Origin of the sequence: Nocardioides sp. Soil774, assembly GCF_001428125.1 — a bacterium.
Taxonomy (GTDB): Bacteria; Actinomycetota; Actinomycetes; order Propionibacteriales; family Nocardioidaceae; genus Nocardioides.
On the sequence record NZ_LMSM01000006.1, the window covers coordinates 842,113 to 860,462 of the forward strand.

Sequence of the window (18,350 nt, forward strand, 5' to 3'; positions counted from 1 at the left end):
TGCTAAACATGACGCTGGCACTCTCGTCATGAGAGTGACAACGACCCAGGTGACGCTGAGGTCTGCAGAACCGGCGGGAATGGATCGCCGCGGATGCGGACCGTCCGTCGCGGGCAGCCTGCCTGGCGTCGACACACAGACTCACGTCGATAGGAATCGCACGCGATATGGCCAAGCTGATTGCTTTCAACGAGGAGGCCCGCCGCGGCCTCGAGCGGGGTATGAACACCCTCGCCGACGCGGTCAAGGTCACCCTCGGCCCCAAGGGCCGCAACGTCGTCCTGGAGAAGAAGTGGGGCGCCCCCACCATCACCAACGACGGTGTCTCGATCGCCAAGGAGATCGAGCTGGAGGACCCCTACGAGAAGATCGGCGCCGAGCTGGTCAAGGAGGTCGCCAAGAAGACCGACGACGTCGCCGGTGACGGCACGACGACAGCCACCGTCCTGGCCCAGGCCATGGTCCGCGAGGGCCTGCGCAACGTCGCGGCCGGCGCGAACCCGATGGGTCTCAAGCGCGGCATCGAGGCCGCCGTCGCCGCCGTCTCGGAGCAGCTCTCCAGCATGGCGATCGACATCGAGACCAAGGAGCAGATCGCCGCGACCGCGTCGATCTCCGCCGCTGACACCACCGTCGGCGAGATCATCGCCGAGGCGATGGACAAGGTCGGCAAGGAAGGCGTCATCACCGTCGAGGAGTCCAACACCTTCGGGCTGGACCTCGAGCTGACCGAGGGCATGCGGTTCGACAAGGGCTACATCTCGGCCTACTTCGCCACCGACCTCGAGCGCATGGAGGCCGTGCTGGAGGACCCCTACGTCCTCATCGCCAACTCCAAGGTGTCGACGGTCAAGGACCTGCTCCCGCTGCTGGAGAAGGTTATGCAGTCCGGCAAGCCGCTGCTGATCATCGCCGAGGACGTCGACGGCGAGGCGCTGTCGACCCTGGTCGTCAACAAGATCAAGGGCACCTTCCGCTCCGTCGCCGTCAAGGCGCCGGGCTTCGGTGACCGCCGCAAGGCCATGCTGCAGGACATCGCCATCCTCACCGGTGGCCAGGTCATCTCCGAGGAGGTCGGCCTCAAGCTCGACACCGCCGGCCTGGAGCTGCTCGGCCAGGCCCGCAAGGTCGTCATCACCAAGGACGAGACCACCATCGTCGAGGGTGCCGGCGACCAGGGCCAGATCGAGGGCCGGGTCAACCAGATCCGCGCCGAGATCGAGAAGTCGGACTCCGACTACGACCGCGAGAAGCTCCAGGAGCGCCTCGCCAAGCTGGCCGGCGGCGTGGCCGTCATCAAGGTCGGCGCGGCCACCGAGGTCGAGCTCAAGGAGCGCAAGCACCGCATCGAGGACGCCGTCCGCAACGCCAAGGCTGCGGTCGAGGAGGGCATCGTCGCCGGCGGCGGCGTCGCGCTCGTCCAGGCTGCTGCCACCGCGTTCGACAAGCTCGAGCTCACCGGCGACGAGGCCACCGGCGCCAACATCGTGCGCGTCGCCACCTCGGCCCCGCTCAAGCAGATCGCCATCAACGCCGGCCTCGAGGGCGGCGTCGTGGCGGAGAAGGTCGCCAACCTGCAGGCCGGTCACGGCCTCAACGCCGCGACCGGTGACTACGTCGACATGATCGCCGAGGGCATCATCGACCCGGCCAAGGTCACCCGCTCGGCGCTGCAGAACGCCGCGTCGATCGCCGCGCTGTTCCTCACCACCGAGGCCGTCGTGGCCGACAAGCCCGAGAAGTCGCCCGCCATGGGCGGCGGCGACGGCGGCATGGGCGGCATGGGCGGCATGGACTTCTGATCCCTCGGATCAAGCCAGCCCCACCGCTCCACCAGCACCACCAGCAGGGCCTCCGCTTCGGCGGGGGCCCTGCTGCATGTCGGGGTGAGCCGGTGGCGAGGTGTCTCTTGGTATCAATGCGGCATGCGCCTGCCCGTCCCCGGACCACGTGACGTCATCTCCGCGCTCGAGCGAGGGGGCGAGCAGGTGGAGGCCCTGGTCGGGGCGGTGCCGCGCGCGCTGGTGCTGCTCGGCGACGCCGAGCGCCTGATGGTGCGCGCCTCGTCCGCCATCGACCGCGTCCGCGAGGTCACGGAGGCTGCCAACGTCGTCGTGGTGCGCGCGAGCGGCGTGGTCGACGACGCGGACGCCGCCATCGGGCGCGTCACGACGCTGACCGACTCGCTCGAGCCGTCGCTGACCCGGCTCCAGCCGACGTTGGAGACCCTGGCCGACACCACCCACCCCGACGAGGTCGCCGCCCTGGTGCGGCTCGTCGACCACCTGCCCGAGCTCACCAGCCGGGTCGAGGACGACGTGCTGCCGGTGCTCGCCACCCTCGGCTCGGTGGCCCCGGACGTGCACGACCTGCTCACCGTCGCGCGCGAGCTCAACGACATCCTGGCCAAGATCCCAGGCCTGGGCCGGATCCGCTCCCGCGTGGAGGAGGAGGAGGGTGACGACGCCACCGAGGCGGACGTCCGGTGAGCAGCGGGGAACCGACGAGCGGCCACGCCCGTCCCACCGCCATGGACCGGCGAGCGAGCCGGGCCGGCCACACCAGGAGGAACCCGTGAACCGCACCCCCGCCCGCAGCCTGCTCGTCGTGCCGCTCGTCCTGGCCGTGCTCGCCGGACTGTCCGGCTGCGGTGCCGAGCAGGGCGCGGACTCGGGCTCCGACAGCGCGACTGCTCCCGCCGCGACCGACGCCGGTGACGGCGCGGGCACCCTCGAGCTCACTGCTGACGGCTCCGCCGCCGGCAAGTGCGCGATGCCGAGCGCGCAGGTGCTGGCCGGCTTCGACACGGCGTTCAGTGGCACCGTCACCTCCCTCGACGCAGGCACCGCGACGCTGGACGTCGACGAGTGGTACGCCGGCGACGAGGCCGCGACCGTGACCGTGACGTCGCCGGAGGAGGACCTCCAGGCCCTCCTGCTGGCCGTCGACTTCGAGGTCGGCCACCACTACCTCGTCAGCGCCGACGGCGACCGGGTGTCGTTGTGCGGCTACAGCGCCGAGGTCACCCCCGAGACGCAGGCGCTCTACGACGAGGCCTTCGGCGGCTGACGGCGGCCGACGCGCGCTGAGCCGGCTCAGGCCCCCAGCCGCAGGCGGCACTCGCCGGGCGCGCTGAACGGTGTCAGCTGCGGTTCGACCGGGCCCCCGCCGTTGCTCTCCAGCACCGCCTGCACCATGCCGAGGTGCACCGCGCACACCACGTCGGGGAAGCGGTGCGCGGCCTGCAGCAGCGGGCACCGGTGCAGCACCACGTCGAGGTCGTCGGGTCCCTCGGTGGTGGGTCCGTAGCCGAGCTCGTCCATCAGCTCGACGGTCCACCGTCGGGCGGCTGCGGGGGAGGGGTCCGGTGTGACGCCCTTGCGGTCCACCAGGTCGGCGGCCCACCGGCGCCCGGCCGCCATCGCCTCGGCGCGCGTGTCGGCCTCGGAGTCCTGGAGCTGCCAGGCGAGCGCGGCCGCGAGCTCGACGTACTCCCCGTCGGCGGGGCGCGGACCGCGGGCCTGGTAGAGCCACGCCGGACGTCCCCGGCCGTCACGGGGCTGGCGGATGCGGATCACCTCCCCGTGGGCGACGAGCCAGTTGACCTGCTCGCGCACGGTGTTGGGGTGGCGCGCGGTGGCGTGGGCGAGCGCGTCGATGCCGACCGGGTCGGGCTGGCGGCGCAGCGCGTCGAGCACCGCGGCCCTGCCCCTTGCCACGCCGGACGCGCTGCGCATATTTTTCACGGACACATCGTAATAAGTTCCAGACGTTCGCAGGGTCCGATCCGGTCACAGGAGCGCCACATGAGCACGTCGCCCACATCCGCCGCCGACACAGCAGCTGCCCGAGCCGGTAACCCGTGGGTGATGCTGGCCCTCGCGACCGTCGGGTTCGCCGTGAACTTCTGGGCCTGGGCGCTGATCAGCCCCCTCGGCGCGCTCTACCTCAAGCAGGGCGCCAACAGCCCGCTCGGCCAGCTGAGCCAGTCGCAGGTCGCGCTCATGGTCGCCGTGCCGGTGCTCGTGGGCTCGCTCGGCCGGATCATCGTGGGGGCGCTGACCGACCGCTTCGGCGGTCGCGTGATGTTCCCGATCGTCTCCGCCGTGACGATCGTCCCGGTGCTGTTCCTCGCCTTCTTCGCCCTGGACTCCTACACCCTGATGCTCTTCGGCGGCTTCTTCCTGGGCATCGCCGGCACCGCCTTCGCCGTCGGGGTGCCCTTCGTCAACGCCTGGTTCCCGCCCGAGCGCCGCGGCCTCGCAGTGGGCGTCTTCGGCGCCGGGATGGGCGGCACCGCGATCAGCGCCCTGACGACGGTGCCGCTGTCGCAGGACCAGGGCCGGACCGTCCCGTTCCTCCTCACCGCCGGCGTGCTGGCGGCGTACGCCGTGGTGGCGTGGCTGGTGCTGCGCGACGCCCCCGGCCGGGTCGTGCCCACCACCAGCCTGGCCTCGCGCCTCTCGGCCAACGCCCGGCTGCCGATCACCTGGCAGGCGTGCGTGCTCTACGCCGTCGCCTTCGGCGGCTACGTCGCCTTCTCGGTCTTCCTGCCGACCTACCTCAAGACCGCACACGGCCTTGAGCCGGCCGACGCGGCCAACCGGATGGCGGGCTTCGTCGTCGTCGCGGTCGTGATGCGGCCCATCGGCGGCTGGCTCTCCGACCGGCTCGGCTCGATCCGGGTGCTGGCCACCGCCTTCGCCCTGGTCACGGTGTGCGCCGCGATCGCGGCCCCCAACCCGCCGGTCACCTCCGACAGCGGCAGCAACCTGACGCTGGGCACCGTGGCCTTCCTCGTGATGGCCGCGGCGCTGGGCGCCGGCTCCGGCGCGGTCTTCGCCCTGATCGCGCACAGCACCGAGCCGGCCCGCGTCGGCGGTGTCACCGGCCTGGTCGGCGCGGCCGGCGGGCTGGGCGGTTTCGTGCCGCCGCTGCTGATGGGGTGGCTCTACGGCCAGACCGAGTCCTACGCCGTCGGCCTGTGGCTGCTCTCGGTCACCTCCGCGCTGACCCTGGCCCTCACCGTGCTCGTCGTACGCCGCACTGCCGCGTCGCACCCCGCCACCCCCGTCACCGCCTGACCTGCCCGCCGCCCGCCACCGCACCGCCGACAGAGAGGCCCCACGTGACCGACCTCGAGAACCAGCTGCAGAGCGCACTGATCGGCAGCCGCCGGTTCTTCACCAAGGCGGAGGTGAGCGAGGACCAGCGCACCCTGCACAAGACCGGCGGTCGCCAGGGCGACGTGTTCTACCGGGACCGCTGGAGCCACGACAAGGTCGTGCGCTCCACGCACGGGGTCAACTGCACCGGGTCGTGCTCGTGGAAGGTCTACGTCAAGGACGGGATCATCACGTGGGAGGCCCAGCAGACCGACTACCCCAGCACGGGGCCGGACCGCCCGGAGTACGAGCCTCGCGGGTGCCCTCGCGGCGCCGCCTTCAGCTGGTACACCTACAGCCCGACGCGGGTGCGCTACCCCTACGTCCGGGGCGTGCTGCTGGAGATGTTCCGCGCCGCCAAGCAGCAGTTCGGTGACCCGGTCGTGGCGTGGGGCTCGATCGTGCAGGACGAGGAGAAGGCGCGGATCTACAAGAAGGCGCGGGGCAAGGGCGGGCTGGTGCGCGCGACGTGGGACGAGGTCGTCGAGATCGTCGCCGCCGCGCACGTCTACACCATCAAGCGGTGGGGTCCCGACCGCATCGCCGGATTCTCGCCGATCCCGGCGATGTCCCAGGTGTCCTACGTCTCGGGCGCGCGGTTCCTCGAGCTCATCGGGGCCCCCATGCTCTCCTTCTACGACTGGTACGCCGACCTGCCCAACGCGTCCCCGCAGATGTTCGGGGACCAGACCGACGTCCCGGAGTCGGGCGACTGGTGGGATGCGGGCTACCTCTTCATGTGGGGGTCCAACGTGCCGGTCACCCGGACACCCGACGCCCACTGGATGACCGAGGCGCGCTACCGCGGCCAGAAGGTCGTCGCCGTCGCGCCCGACTACGCCGAGAACGTGAAGTTCGCCGACGAGTGGGTGAGTCCCGCGCCCGGCACCGACGGTGCCCTGGCGATGGCGATGGGCCACGTGGTCCTCAAGGAGTTCTTCGTCGACTCCCCGACTCCCTTCTTCGAGACCTACAACAAGCAGTACACCGACCTGCCGCACCTCATCTGCCTCGAGCCCGATGCCTCCGGGGCCTATCGCCCCGGCAAGTTCCTCGTCGAGGGCGACCTCGGTGGGGACAGCGAGAACGCCATGTGGAAGCCGGCGGTCATCGATGCCACCACCGGTGAGGTGCGCATCCCGCAGGGCTCCATCGGTGACCGCTTCGGCGACGAGGGCGTCGGCAGGTGGAACCTCGAGCTCGGCGACATCGACCCCGCGCTCAGCATGTACCGCGACCACCAGGGCGGCACCCGCGAGTCCGTCGAGGTCGAGCTGCCGCGCTTCGACGCGGCCGACGGCAAGGTGGTCCACGAGCGCCGCGGCGTGCCGGTCGCCCGGGTGGGCGATCGCGTCGTCACCACCGTCCTCGACCTGCTGCTCGCGCAGTACGGCGTCGCCCGCGACGGCCTGCCCGGCACCTGGCCGCGCACCGGCGAGTCCGACCCGCACGGCTACGACGACCCCTCGGTGCCGGCCACCCCGGCCTGGCAGGAGCAGCACACCGGCGTGCCTGCCGCGCAGGTCACCCGGATCGCCCGGGAGTGGGCGCAGAACGCGATCGACACCAACGGCCGCGGCATGATCCTGATGGGTGCCGGCACCAACCACTGGTTCCACTCCGACCAGATCTACCGCGCGATGCTCGTCCTCACGACCATCACCGGGTGCCAGGGGCGCAACGGCGGCGGCTGGGCCCACTACGTGGGTCAGGAGAAGGTGCGTCCGCTGATGGGGTTCCAGCACATGGCCTTCGCCCTGGACTGGCAGCGCCCGCCGCGGCACATGAACCAGACGGCGTACTGGTACGTCAACACCTCCCAGTACCGCTACGACACCTTCGACGCCGACGACCTCGACGCCGGGACCGGGGTGTTCGCCGGCAGGACGGTCATGGACCTGCTGGCCCAGTCGGTGCGACTCGGCTGGACCCCGAGCTACCCGACCTTCAACCGGAGCAGCCTGTCATTGGTCGACCAGGCCGAGGAGGCCGGTCAGGCCCCGGCCGACTACGTGGTCGAGCAGCTGAAGTCGGGCGAGCTGAAGTTCGCGGTGGAGGACCCCGAGGCGGAGGAGAACCACCCGCGGGTCCTGAGCCTGTGGCGCTCCAACCTGCTCGGCTCCTCGGCCAAGGGCAACGAGTACTTCCTGCGCCACCTCCTCGGGACCGACAGTGCGGAGAGCGCGCAGGAGGCGCCACCGGGCAAACGACCGCGGGACGTCGTGTGGGCCGACAAGGCGGCCGAGGGCCGGCTCGACCTGCTGATGACGATCGACTTCCGGATGACCAGCTCGACGATCCTCTCCGACGTCGTCCTGCCGGCCGCGACGTGGTACGAGAAGCACGACCTCAACACCACCGACATGCATCCCTTCATCCACTCGTTCAACCCCGCCATCGCCCCGCCGTGGCAGACGAAGACGGACTGGGAGGCATGGAAGGCGATCGCGAAGCGCTTCTCCGAGCTCGCGGTGGACCACCTCGGCACCCGCAAGGACCTCGTCGCCAAGCCGTTGTGGCACGACACCCCCGAGGCGATGGCCACGATCCACGGGGAGGTCAAGGACTGGAAGACCGGCGAGGTCGACCCCGTCCCCGGGAAGACGATGCCGGTGCTCGTGGTCGCCGAGCGCGACTTCACCGCGGTCCACGAGAAGATGACGTCGATCGGCCCGCTCATCGAGGACGTCGGCATGGTGACCAAGGGCGTCCCCTACGCCGCTGGCCGCGAGATCGACATCCTGCGCCAGCGCAACGGAGTGGTGCACGGCGGAGCCGGTGACGGGCAGCCGCGCCTGGAGACCGACGTCCAGTGCGCGGAGGCGATCCTGCACCTGTCCGGCACCACCAACGGCCACCTGGCCACGCTCGGGTTCAAGAACCTGGAGAAGCGCACCGGCACCGAGCTCCACGACCTCTCGGCCGAGCACGAGGGCAAGCAGATCACCTTCGCCGACACCCAGGTCGCGCCCGTCCCGGTCATCACCTCGCCGGAGTGGTCGGGCTCGGAGTCGGGCGGGCGCCGCTACGCACCCTTCACCATCAACATCGAGCGCAAGAAGCCGTTCCACACCCTCACGGGTCGCCAGCAGTTCTACGTCGACCACGACTGGTTCATCGGGATGGGCGAGTCCCTGCCTGTCTACCGGCCGCCGTTGAACATGTCGGCGCTCTTCGGCGAGGCGCCGGTCGGCGAGGTCAACGAGCTGGGCGTGTCGGTGCGCTACCTGACGCCCCACAACAAGTGGTCGATCCACTCGGAGTACCAGGACAACCTGTTCATGCTCTCGTTGTCGCGCGGAGGCCAGTCGGTGTGGATCTCGGACCGCGACGCGGCCAAGGTGGGGATCAAGGACAACGACTGGATCGAGATGGTCAACCGCAACGGCGTCGTCGCCGCCCGGGCCATCGTCAGCCACCGGATGCCGGAGGGCACGGTCTACATGCACCACGCGCAGGACAGGCTCATCGACGTACCGCTCACCGAGCGGGACGGCAAGCGCGGGGGCATCCACAACAGCCTCACCCGGACGCTGATGAAGCCGAGCCACATCGTCGGCGGCTATGCGCAGCTGGCCTACTTCTTCAACTACATCGGGCCCACGGGAAACAACCGTGACGAGGTCACGATGATCCGCAAGCGGACTGCGAAGGTGGAGTACTGATGCGCGTCATGGCTCAGATGGCGATGGTGATGAACCTCGACAAGTGCATCGGGTGCCACACCTGCTCGGTGACCTGCAAGCAGGCGTGGACCAACCGCACCGGCATGGAGTACGTCTGGTTCAACAACGTCGAGACGCGCCCCGGCCTCGGCTACCCCCGGACCTACGAGGACCAGGACGAGTGGCAGGGCGGCTGGGTCCGCAAGCCCAACGGTCGCCTGGCGCTCAAGGCCGGCGGGCGGTTGAAGAAGCTCCTCACCATCTTCTCCAACCCCAAGCTGCCCTCGATCGAGGACTACTACGAGCCCTGGACCTACGACTACGAGACGCTGCTGAACTCGCCGGCGTCGGAGAACTTCCCGGTGGCACGTCCCAAGAGCCTGCTCACCGGCAAGGACATGCAGGTGCAGTGGTCGGCCAACTGGGACGACGACCTGGGCGGCTCGCAGGAGCACGCTTCGCGCGACGTGATGCTCAAGGGCATCGAGGACAAGGTCAAGCTCGAGTTCGAGGAGACCTTCATGTTCTACCTGCCGCGCATCTGCGAGCACTGCCTCAACCCCTCCTGCGCGGCGTCGTGCCCCTCCGGCGCGATCTACAAGCGCGCCGAGGACGGCATCGTGCTCGTCGACCAGGACCGCTGCCGCGGTTGGCGCATGTGCGTCTCGGGCTGCCCCTACAAGAAGGTCTACTTCAACCACAAGACCGGCAAGGCCGAGAAGTGCACCTTCTGCTACCCGCGCATCGAGGTCGGCATCCCGACCGTGTGCTCGGAGACCTGCGTGGGCCGGCTGCGCTACATCGGACTCATGCTCTACGACGCAGACGCGGTCCTCGAGGCCGCGTCGGTCGAGGACGACCACGACCTCTACGAGGCGCAGCGCGGCGTCTTCCTCGACCCGCGCGACCCCGAGGTCGAGCGAGCCGCCCTCGCGGCGGGCATCGCGGCCGACTGGATCGAGGCGGCGAAGAAGTCGCCCGTGCTGCGGCTGATCAACGACTACAAGGTCGCCCTGCCGCTGCACCCGGAGTACCGCACGATGCCGATGGTCTGGTACATCCCGCCGCTCTCGCCGGTCGTCGACGTCGTACGCGACACGGGGGAGGACGCGGAGGACCGGGGCAACCTGTTCGCCGCGATCGACACGCTGCGGATCCCGGTCGAGTACCTCGCCAACCTGTTCACGGCGGGCGACGTCGAGCCCGTCAACGGCGTGTTGAAGAAGCTCGCCGCGATGCGTTCCTACATGCGTGACATCAACCTCGGGCGCGAGCCCGATGCGAGCATCCCCGCTGCCGTCGGCATGACGGAGGAGGAGATGTACGAGATGTTCCGCCTGCTGGCGATCGCCAAGTACGCCGACCGCTACGTGATCCCGCCGGCCCACGCCGAGCAGGCGCACGCGCTGGAGGAGCTGGCGACCGAGTGCTCGGTCGACTTCGACGCGGCTGGTTCCTACTACGACCAGGCGCTGCTGGGCGAGGGTGCGGGCTACCCCACGCCCGTGGCGGTGGAGAACTTCCGGATGCTCCAGGACCGGCAGACCTCCGACACGCTCGCCGCGCCCGACGACAAGGCCAGCCGGGTGAACCTCCTCAACTGGGACGGCAAAGGCACTCCCGAAGGGATGTTCCCGCCCCGCGGCGACGGGGGTGGCGCATGAGGTTCCGCCGCCCCAGGAGTGCCGAGCGCCACGACGCCCCCCGTGTGTGGACGGTGTGCTCGGTCCTGCTCGACTACCCGACCCAGGAGCTGGTGTCGTCCCTCGACGACCTCGAGGCGCTGGTCCCGGGTCACCCCGACCTCACCGGGCTCATCGACCACGTGCGCAGCACGCCGCTCGCGGAGCTCCAGCAGGACTACGTCGCGACGTTCGACCACACGCGCAAGTGCGCGCTCTACCTGACCTACTTCGCCTACGGCGACACCCGGCGTCGCGGCGCGGCCCTCGTGCAGTTCAAGGAGGCCTACCGACGCGCCGGCGTGGAGTGGGTCGAGGACCACGGCGAGCTGCCCGACCACCTCTGCGCCGTGCTGCAGCTCGGCGCGACGGTCGACGCCGACGTCGCGCGCGGGCTGCTGGAGGACCACCGGGCCGGCGTGGAGATGCTGCGGCTCGCCCTGTCCGGGTGGCGCAACGACGACGGCTCCACCGGCTCGCCGTGGGCGGGCGCGCTGCGCGCCGTCTGCGGCACCCTGCGCGACCTCGCCGGCGAGGAGGCCGACGCCGTACGCCGTCTGGTCGAGCAGGGCCCGCCGGCCGAGGAGGTCGGCCTGTCCGGCTACGGCGCCGACCCGGCGCTGACGGGCGGACCTGCCCTCATCGCGACCGCCACCATCCCCGTAGGAGCTCCGAGATGAACACCTTCCTCTGGGTCATCGTCCCCTACCTGTGCCTGGCGGTCTTCGTGGTCGGGCACCTGTGGCGCTACCGCTACGACAAGTTCGGCTGGACCACCCGGTCGTCCCAGCTCTACGAGGTCCGCCTGCTGCGCCTGGGCTCGCCGTTGTTCCACTTCGGCATGCTCGGAGTCGTCGGCGGGCACGTGATCGGGCTCCTGGTCCCGCGGTCGTGGACCGCGGCCGTCGGCGTCGACGACCACGTCTACCACTACGCCGCGGTGATCGGTGGCCTCGTCGCGGGCGTGATGGCCCTGGTCGGCATGTCGATCCTCATCTACCGCCGGCGCACGGTCGGGCCGGTCTTCTCGGCCACCACGGTGATGGACAAGGTGATGTACGCCTTCCTCGGCGCCGCCATCGTGCTGGGCATGTGGAACACGATCGCGGGATCGATCTTCAGCCTGGGCGGGGAGTACAACTACCGCGAGGGCGTCTCGGTCTGGTACCGCTCGTTCCTCGCCTTCCAGCCCGACGCGGAGCTGATGGCCGATGCGCCCATCGGCTTCAAGCTGCACGCCCTCGTCGCCTTCGGCCTCTTCGCCCTGTGGCCCTTCACCCGGCTGGTGCACGTGTTCTCGGCCCCCCTCGGCTACCTGACCCGTCCCTACGTCGTGTACCGCTCCCGCGACGACCAGGCGCTGGGCAGCGCCGCACCGCGGCGCGGGTGGGACCGGGTGGGCTGACCCCGACGCTCCGCGTCACCGTGCACGACCCCACAGGAGGAGACGACATGCAGGCGACATCACTCACGGACCTGGCCGACAGCCAGCTGACGGCGGCTCGCGCCGCGAGCAGCGGCCGGTCCTCGGTCACCGTCTTCGGCGGGCACGAGCACGACCTGCGCCAGACCCTGATCGCGCTGGCCGCCGGGCGCTCGCTCGGCGAGCACGAGTCGCCGGGCGACGCGAGCCTGCAGGTCCTCGCCGGCACGGTGCGCCTGACTGCCGGGGACGACGTGTGGGAGGGAGGCGTCGGTGACTACGTGGTGGTGCCGCCCCACAGGCACGACCTCCACGCCGACACCGACGCGGTCGTGCTGCTGACCGTCGCCACGCGCTCCTGAGCCATGTGCCACTACTGCGGCTGCCGTCAGATCCCGCTGATCCGCGACTACATCGCGGAGCACGAGCTCGCCCTCGGGCTCGGCGTACGCGCCCTGGAGGAGGCGGGCCGAGGCGCGGTGACGGAGGCCCAGGCGACGGTGGCCGAGATGCGGGCAGAGCTGCAGGCCCACTGGCAGGGCGAGGAGGAGGGGGTGTTCGCCCTCATGCGGGGCGAGGAGCTCTACCGCGAGCACATCGACCCCCTGGTGGCCGAGCACCGCGAGCTCGACGCGCTCCTGGGGCGCCTCGACATGGCGAGCGCCGACGACCGCGCGCGCCTCCGGCACGAGGTGGACGAGCTCAGGGTCCACATCTCCAAGGAGGAGGACGGCCTGTTCCCGGTCACGCTGGTGGAGTTCAACGGTCCCGAGTGGGACGCCGCGATCGCGGCCTGGGAGCGAGCCCACCCCGGCCGCACCCTGAGCTACGACTGACGCCCGGCGCGCGACCGGCCTACGGTGGTGCCATGACGGTCATCGGCGTGCTGCTGGCCGCGGGAGCGGGTGAGCGCTTCGGTGGCCCCAAGGCGCTGGCGCGCGACCACGACGGCACCTCCTGGCTGCTGCGCTCGGTGCACGCGCTGCGCCCGTGCGACGAGATCGTCGTCGTCCTCGGCGCCGAGGCCGCGCGCGCCGCCGCCCACCTGCCGATGTCGGTGTCGCGGATCCGGGCCGACGACTGGGCCGAGGGGATGGGTGCCTCGCTGCGCGCCGGGCTCGAGGCGCTCGCCCGCACCGACCACGACGTCGCCCTCGTCTCGCTGGTCGACCTGCCCGACGTCGACGCGGCGGTCGTGACCCGCCTGTGCGACGCCTCGACGGGGCGCGACGTCCTCGCGCGGGCGGCGTACGACGGCGTGCCGGGGCACCCGGTGCTGCTCGGGCGCGACCACTGGGCCGGCGTCGTCGCGACCGCGACCGGTGACCGCGGTGCGCGCGACTACCTGGCCGCGCACGAGGTCACCCTGGTGGAGTGCGGGGACCTCGCGACCGGTCACGACGTCGACAGCCGGTGAACCCAACGTGCGACCAACGTGGGGGGTCGTAGCCTGAGCCGCATGGGCACAGGTCTGGACTCCGCCGCAGATGTCGCCGCGCGCCTCGGCGCCACTGGCTACCTCGCCGACCCGGAGCTGGCGACCGTCGTGTTCCTGGCCGCACGGATGCAGCGGCCGCTGCTGCTCGAGGGCGAGCCGGGCACCGGCAAGACGGCCCTGGCCGAGGCCCTCGCCCAGAGCCTCGACCTGCCGCTCGTGCGGCTGCAGTGCTACGAGGGGATCGACGCCAGCCAGGCGCTCTACGACTGGGACTTCCCGCGCCAGATCCTGCACCTGCGCGCACTGGAGGCCGCCGGGGGTGTAGACCCCGACGAGGCCGAGAAGAGCCTCTACGACGAGCGCTTCCTGCTCGCCCGGCCGGTGCTCGCTGCTCTCCGCCAGGCCCCGGCGGTGCTGCTGGTCGACGAGGTCGACCGGGCCGACGACGAGTTCGAGGCGTTCCTGCTGGAGGTGCTGTCGACCTGGCAGGTCACCATCCCCGAGTTCGGCACCGTCACCGCTCCCGAGCCGCCGCTGGTGGTGCTGACCTCCAACCGCACCCGTGAGCTCCACGACGCGCTCAAGCGGCGCTGCCTCTACCACTGGATCGACCACCCCGGGCTGGAGCGGGAGGTCGAGATCGTCCGCTCGCGCGCGCCCGAGGTCAGTGAAGCCCTGGCCCTCCAGGTCGTCGGCCTCGTGCAGCAGCTGCGGGCGCGCGACGACCTCCTCAAGCCGCCCGGTGTGGCCGAGACCCTCGACTGGGCGCGCGCGCTGACCTACCTCGGCGCCGCCGAGCTCGACCTCGCCTCGGCGGCTGCGACCCTCGGCGCGCTGCTGAAGTATCGCGAGGACGCCGACCGGGTGAAGGCCGCGCTCGACCGGATGCTCGCGAGATGAGTGAGGCCGTCCGCTCCGCCGACGAGGTGCTCCTGGGCTTCGCCCGGGCCCTGCGCGCCTCCGGCGTCGCGGTCACCCAGGACCGCTCGCAGGGCTTCCTCGCCGCCGTCGCCGCCGTCGGCGCCGACGACCGCCAGGCCACCTACTGGGCCGGCCGGGCCACCCTGTGCGGCTCGCCCGACGACCTCGCGCGCTACGACCAGGTGTTCGCAGCGTGGTTCGACGCGCGCGACGGCCTGCCCCGGCCGCGGCCGCGCGAGGCGTCGCGTCCGACGACGGCCCACCTGCTGCCCGACTCCGAGGCCGCCGGCGCGGGCAGCGACGACCGCGAGGAGGACGTGGTGCGGGCGGCCGCGTCGGCGTCCGAGGTCCTGCGGCACCGCGACGTCGCCACCCTCGACGCCGCCGAGAAGCGACGGCTCGCCGCGATGTTCACCCGCTTGTCGCTGCGCCCGCCCAGCCGGCGTACGGCCCGGCACCGCAGGTGGCACCGCGGCCAGCTCGACGCCTCCCGCACCCTGCGCAACTCGCTGCGCCACGTCGGCGAGCCGGGCGAGATCGCCTGGCGGCGCCGCGGCACGCGCCCGCGCCGCGTGGTGCTGCTGGTCGACGTCAGCGGCTCGATGAGTGCCTACGCCGACGCGCTGCTGCGGCTGGCCCACCGGCTCACCCAGTCGGCGCGCGCCGGCGGGGGCACCGTCGAGACGTTCACCGTCGGCACCAGGCTGACCCACGTCACCCGCGCCCTGCGCTCACCCGACGCCGACCGTGCGATCGTGGCGGCCGGCGAGGTGGTGCCCGACTGGTCGGGCGGCACCCGGCTGGGGGAGAACCTGCGGGTGTTCCTCGACCGCTGGGGCCAGCGCGGCCTGGCCCGCGGCGCGGTCGTCGTGGTCTTCAGCGACGGCTGGGAGCGCGGCGACGCCGAGCTGCTGGGGGAGCAGATGGCCCGCCTGCGGCGGATCGCCCACCGCGTCATCTGGGTCAACCCGCACCGCGGCAAGGCGGGCTACGAGCCGCTCCAGGGTGGCGTCGTCGCCGCCCTGCCCCACTGCGACGACTTCCTCGCCGGCCACTCGCTGGCGACCTTCGCCGACCTCACGGAGGTGATCGCGCGTGCGTGACGTGCTGACCGAGCTGATGCAGTGGTGGGAGGCCGGGGAGACCGTCGGCGTCGGCACCGTGGTGGCCACGTTCCGCTCGGCGCCGCGACCCTCGGGCGCCTCGATGCTGGTCGGGCCCGACGAGACCGCGGTCGGGTCGGTGTCCGGCGGTTGTGTCGAGGGCGCGGTCTACGAGCTGGCCCAGTCGGTGGTCGCCTCGGGCGAGCCGGTGCTCGAGAGGTACGGCGTCTCCGACGACGACGCCTTCGCCGTCGGCCTCACCTGCGGCGGCATCCTCGACGTCTTCGTCGAACGGGTGTCGCAGGAGACCTTCCCGCAGCTGGGCGAGGTGGCGGCCGACATCGAGGCCGGGCGCCCCGTCGCGCTCGCCACGGTCATCGAGCATCCCGACCCCGCGTGGGTGGGGCGGCGCATGGTCGTGCGCCCCGACGTCGCCGCCGAGGGCAGCCTGGGCTCGGAGCGCGCCGACGCCGCCGTCCACGACGACGCCCTCGGGTTGCTGGCCGCGGGCACCAACGCCACGCTCACCTACGGCCCCGACGGCGAGCGCCGCGGCGAGGGCATGCGGGTGTTCGTCTGGGGCTTCGCGCCCAAGCCGCGGATGCTCGTCTTCGGTGCGATCGACTTCGCCGCCGCCGTGGCCAAGGTCGGCTCGTTCCTCGGCTACCACGTCACGGTGTGCGACGCGCGCCCCGTCTTCGCCACCACCTCGCGCTTCCCCGGCGCCGACGAGGTCGTCGTGGACTGGCCGCACCGCTACCTGCAGGCCGAGCTCGACGCCGGCCGCATCGACCGACGCACGGTGCTGGCGGTCCTGACCCACGACCCGAAGTTCGACGTGCCGCTGCTCGAGGTGGCGCTGCGCCTCGACGACGACGTACGCCCGGGCTACATCGGCGCGATGGGCTCGCGGCGCACCCACGACGAGCGGATGGCGCGGCTGGTCGAGGCGGGGTTGTCCGAGGACGAGATGGCGCTGCTGTCGTCGCCGATCGGGCTCGACCTCGGGGCCCGGACCCCCGAGGAGACGGCCGTCTCCATCGCCGCCGAGATCGTGGCGAAGCACTGGGGCGGGTCGGGGGAGCGGCTCGCAAGCACGCAGGGACGCATCCACCACGACGACTGACCGCAGTGCGGACGGATTTTGCCCGCCGACGCGCCGCGCCTATGGTCTTCGGGATGTTTTTTCCAGTCGCGCTGCCCCGTGTCCTCGCCCGGTCGACCGCTCCGCTCCTCGCGGTGGTCCTGCTCGTCACCGGTGTGAGCCCGGGCGCCTCGGCCGCGCAGGCGCGTGAGCAGGAGGGGACGCAGGCTCGGGCCTCGGCGCCCGCCGGCCGCTTCTCCGTCGCCACGCTCAACCTGCGCAAGGGCATGCGGGTGCCCGGCATGCGCCACGACATCGGCCAGGTCCTCGACGGCGGCGCCTCCCTGATCGGCTTCCAGGAGCGGCTCTTCAGCCGGCCCGCGCTGCGCGCGTCGCTGCCGAAGTCGTGGACGCTGCTGATGCCGAGCGGCCCGACCGGCACCGACGACAACCCCATCGCCTTCGACAAGCACGTGTGGGACCTCCAGAAGACCTGGCCCGCGCTGCTCACCGGCAAGACGTGGCGTCGCTACACCGGCCAGGTCGCCCACGACCAGTACGGCGTGGTGGCGGTGCTGCGCCACCGCGCGAGCGGCCACGTGATCCGCGCCGTGAGCTTCCACCTGCCCAACCACCTCCACAACCGTCACACGGGCGGCCCCAACTACGCCAACCGCGCCGGGGTCGAGGCCATGTGGCGGATGGCGAGCCGGGTCCGGGCGCTGGAGGAGGGCGCTCCCGCCGAGCACCAGTTCGTCGCGATGTGCGACTGCAACGTCACCGAGAACCGCGACCTCACCGACAACCTCGTCAAGGGCCGCATCACCCGGCCGCTGCGCCTGGAGACCAACTACAGCGCCGACGACCACCGTCGCGGCTCGGGCATCGACTACGTGATGGGCGAGCGCGACTCGGACTTCCGCATCCGCTCGTTCCACGCCTACCGCCGCCTCGTCACCGACCACCCGGGGATCGTCGCGACGTTCGTGCGCAAGCGCTGAGCGGGGGCGGTTCGCCGCTACGATCGGGTCTCGATGGCGACAGGCGACTCCGACAGACCTTCGACGACCCACGCCCCGGGCGGTGGCGACGCAAGCCAACCCTGGTCTGAGCTCGCCTCCGACTACGAGCAGGCGCGGACCAGGGAGGACTCGCTCGACCGGCTGGTCGAGTGGCCCGCGCAGCGCGACGTGCTCGGCGACGTCACCGGGTTGTCCGTGCTCGACGCCGGGTGTGGCAATGGGGCCAAGATCGCGCAGCTGGTCCAGGAGGGCGCGGTCGCCTCGGTCGGGGTCGACGTCAGTGACAACTTCCTCACCGACGCACCACCTGGTCTGGAGCTCATCCAGGGCGACCTCTCCGACCTGGCCGCGGTGCGCGGACTCGCGGGCCGATCGTTCGACCGGATCCTGTTCCTGCAGTCCTTCGGCTACGCCAGCGATCCTGTCCATGCGCTCAGGACGGCACGGGCCATGCTCAAGGACGACGGATTCGTGCTGCTGACCCGGACCCAGCCCATCCGCTACGCCATCGAACGCGCCGAGGAGAACGGAACCACGCTGGGCGAGGAGTACTTCTCCACCAGCTCGTTCTCCTACCGCCATCGAAGCTGGAACGAGAGCGTCACGCTGACCAAGCGGCCCTACACGATGTCGGACCTCCTCAACACGTTCAGTGCCGCGGGAATGTGGATCGAGTCGACGATCGAGCCTCAGATGTCACCGGCGATCGGCGAGCGCCATCCGCACAAGCAAGCCGTGCTGAACAAGTACGGGACTGCTGCACGAACAGGTGACAGTTTTGGTTAAGCCGCCTGGGTGGCGGTTGTGGTCATGATCAGCTCGTATTCGACCGGGGTCAACCGTCCGA

Annotated in this window: 17 protein-coding genes; 16 read left to right on the forward strand and 1 reads right to left on the reverse strand. The window is 71.3% G+C overall.

Going from position 1 to position 18,350, the window contains the following annotated elements; all coding sequences use genetic code 11:
- The first annotated feature begins 167 nt into the window (after window positions 1–167).
- The 3 genes from groL (at window position 168) to ASG76_RS09685 (ending at window position 3,069) form a co-directional block, all read left to right on the forward strand.
- Entirely contained in the window at window positions 168–1,802 is a 1,635-nt protein-coding gene (gene groL, locus ASG76_RS09675; protein WP_056602230.1) for a chaperonin GroEL, read from the forward strand.
- 123 nt (window positions 1,803–1,925) lie between these two features.
- Complete coding sequence (locus ASG76_RS09680) at window positions 1,926–2,489, forward strand: hypothetical protein (protein ID WP_056602231.1); 564 nt, start codon at window positions 1,926–1,928, stop codon at window positions 2,487–2,489.
- Window positions 2,490–2,574: 85 nt separating this feature from the next.
- On the forward strand, window positions 2,575–3,069 hold the full coding sequence (locus ASG76_RS09685) for a hypothetical protein (RefSeq protein ID WP_056602232.1): 495 nt from the start codon (window positions 2,575–2,577) through the stop codon (window positions 3,067–3,069).
- Between the two features lie 26 nt (window positions 3,070–3,095).
- Here ASG76_RS09685 and ASG76_RS09690 read toward each other — a convergent pair whose 3' ends face one another.
- Window positions 3,096–3,719 carry a helix-turn-helix transcriptional regulator gene (locus ASG76_RS09690; protein ID WP_157559036.1) on the reverse strand — a complete coding sequence of 208 codons (624 nt, stop codon included), beginning with the start codon at window positions 3,717–3,719 and terminating at the stop codon, window positions 3,096–3,098.
- 87 nt (window positions 3,720–3,806) lie between these two features.
- On the opposite strand from ASG76_RS09690, the gene ASG76_RS09695 reads away from it, so the two are divergent.
- Genes ASG76_RS09695 through ASG76_RS09755 form a run of 13 tightly spaced genes read left to right on the forward strand, consistent with a single transcriptional unit; the run spans window position 3,807 to window position 18,289 of the window.
- Window positions 3,807–5,084, forward strand: coding sequence for an MFS transporter (locus ASG76_RS09695; protein ID WP_056602234.1), 1,278 nt, complete (start codon window positions 3,807–3,809; stop codon window positions 5,082–5,084).
- Between the two features lie 44 nt (window positions 5,085–5,128).
- Window positions 5,129–8,830, forward strand: coding sequence for a nitrate reductase subunit alpha (locus tag ASG76_RS09700; RefSeq protein WP_056602235.1), 3,702 nt, complete (start codon window positions 5,129–5,131; stop codon window positions 8,828–8,830).
- Window positions 8,830–10,494, forward strand: coding sequence for a nitrate reductase subunit beta (narH, locus tag ASG76_RS09705; RefSeq protein ID WP_056602236.1), 1,665 nt, complete (start codon window positions 8,830–8,832; stop codon window positions 10,492–10,494). Before ASG76_RS09700 ends, narH begins: the two co-directional genes overlap by 1 nt.
- Complete coding sequence (gene narJ, locus ASG76_RS09710; protein ID WP_056602237.1) at window positions 10,491–11,192, forward strand: nitrate reductase molybdenum cofactor assembly chaperone; 702 nt, start codon at window positions 10,491–10,493, stop codon at window positions 11,190–11,192. Before narH ends, narJ begins: the two co-directional genes overlap by 4 nt.
- Window positions 11,189–11,917: a respiratory nitrate reductase subunit gamma gene (gene narI, locus ASG76_RS09715; protein WP_056602238.1), complete on the forward strand. Its 729-nt coding sequence runs from the start codon at window positions 11,189–11,191 to the stop codon at window positions 11,915–11,917. Before narJ ends, narI begins: the two co-directional genes overlap by 4 nt.
- Before the next feature lie 47 nt (window positions 11,918–11,964).
- On the forward strand, window positions 11,965–12,297 hold the full coding sequence (locus ASG76_RS09720) for a cupin domain-containing protein (RefSeq protein WP_056602328.1): 333 nt from the start codon (window positions 11,965–11,967) through the stop codon (window positions 12,295–12,297).
- Window positions 12,298–12,300: 3 nt separating this feature from the next.
- Entirely contained in the window at window positions 12,301–12,771 is a 471-nt protein-coding gene (locus ASG76_RS09725) for a hemerythrin domain-containing protein (protein WP_056602239.1), read from the forward strand.
- Between the two features lie 32 nt (window positions 12,772–12,803).
- Window positions 12,804–13,352, forward strand: coding sequence for an NTP transferase domain-containing protein (locus ASG76_RS09730; protein WP_056602240.1), 549 nt, complete (start codon window positions 12,804–12,806; stop codon window positions 13,350–13,352).
- A gap of 42 nt (window positions 13,353–13,394) precedes the next feature.
- Complete coding sequence (locus ASG76_RS09735; RefSeq protein WP_056602241.1) at window positions 13,395–14,273, forward strand: AAA family ATPase; 879 nt, start codon at window positions 13,395–13,397, stop codon at window positions 14,271–14,273.
- Window positions 14,270–15,397, forward strand: a complete 1,128-nt coding sequence (locus ASG76_RS09740) for a vWA domain-containing protein (RefSeq protein ID WP_056602242.1) — start codon at window positions 14,270–14,272, stop codon at window positions 15,395–15,397. Before ASG76_RS09735 ends, ASG76_RS09740 begins: the two co-directional genes overlap by 4 nt.
- Window positions 15,390–16,523 (forward strand): XdhC family protein, encoded by a 1,134-nt coding sequence (locus ASG76_RS09745; RefSeq protein WP_056602243.1) that lies wholly within the window; start codon window positions 15,390–15,392, stop codon window positions 16,521–16,523. Before ASG76_RS09740 ends, ASG76_RS09745 begins: the two co-directional genes overlap by 8 nt.
- 53 nt (window positions 16,524–16,576) lie before the next feature.
- A complete protein-coding gene (locus ASG76_RS09750) occupies window positions 16,577–17,482 on the forward strand; it encodes a hypothetical protein (RefSeq protein ID WP_157559037.1) in 906 nt (301 codons plus the stop codon).
- A gap of 33 nt (window positions 17,483–17,515) precedes the next feature.
- Complete coding sequence (locus tag ASG76_RS09755) at window positions 17,516–18,289, forward strand: class I SAM-dependent methyltransferase (protein WP_056602245.1); 774 nt, start codon at window positions 17,516–17,518, stop codon at window positions 18,287–18,289.
- Window positions 18,290–18,350 lie beyond the last annotated feature (61 nt).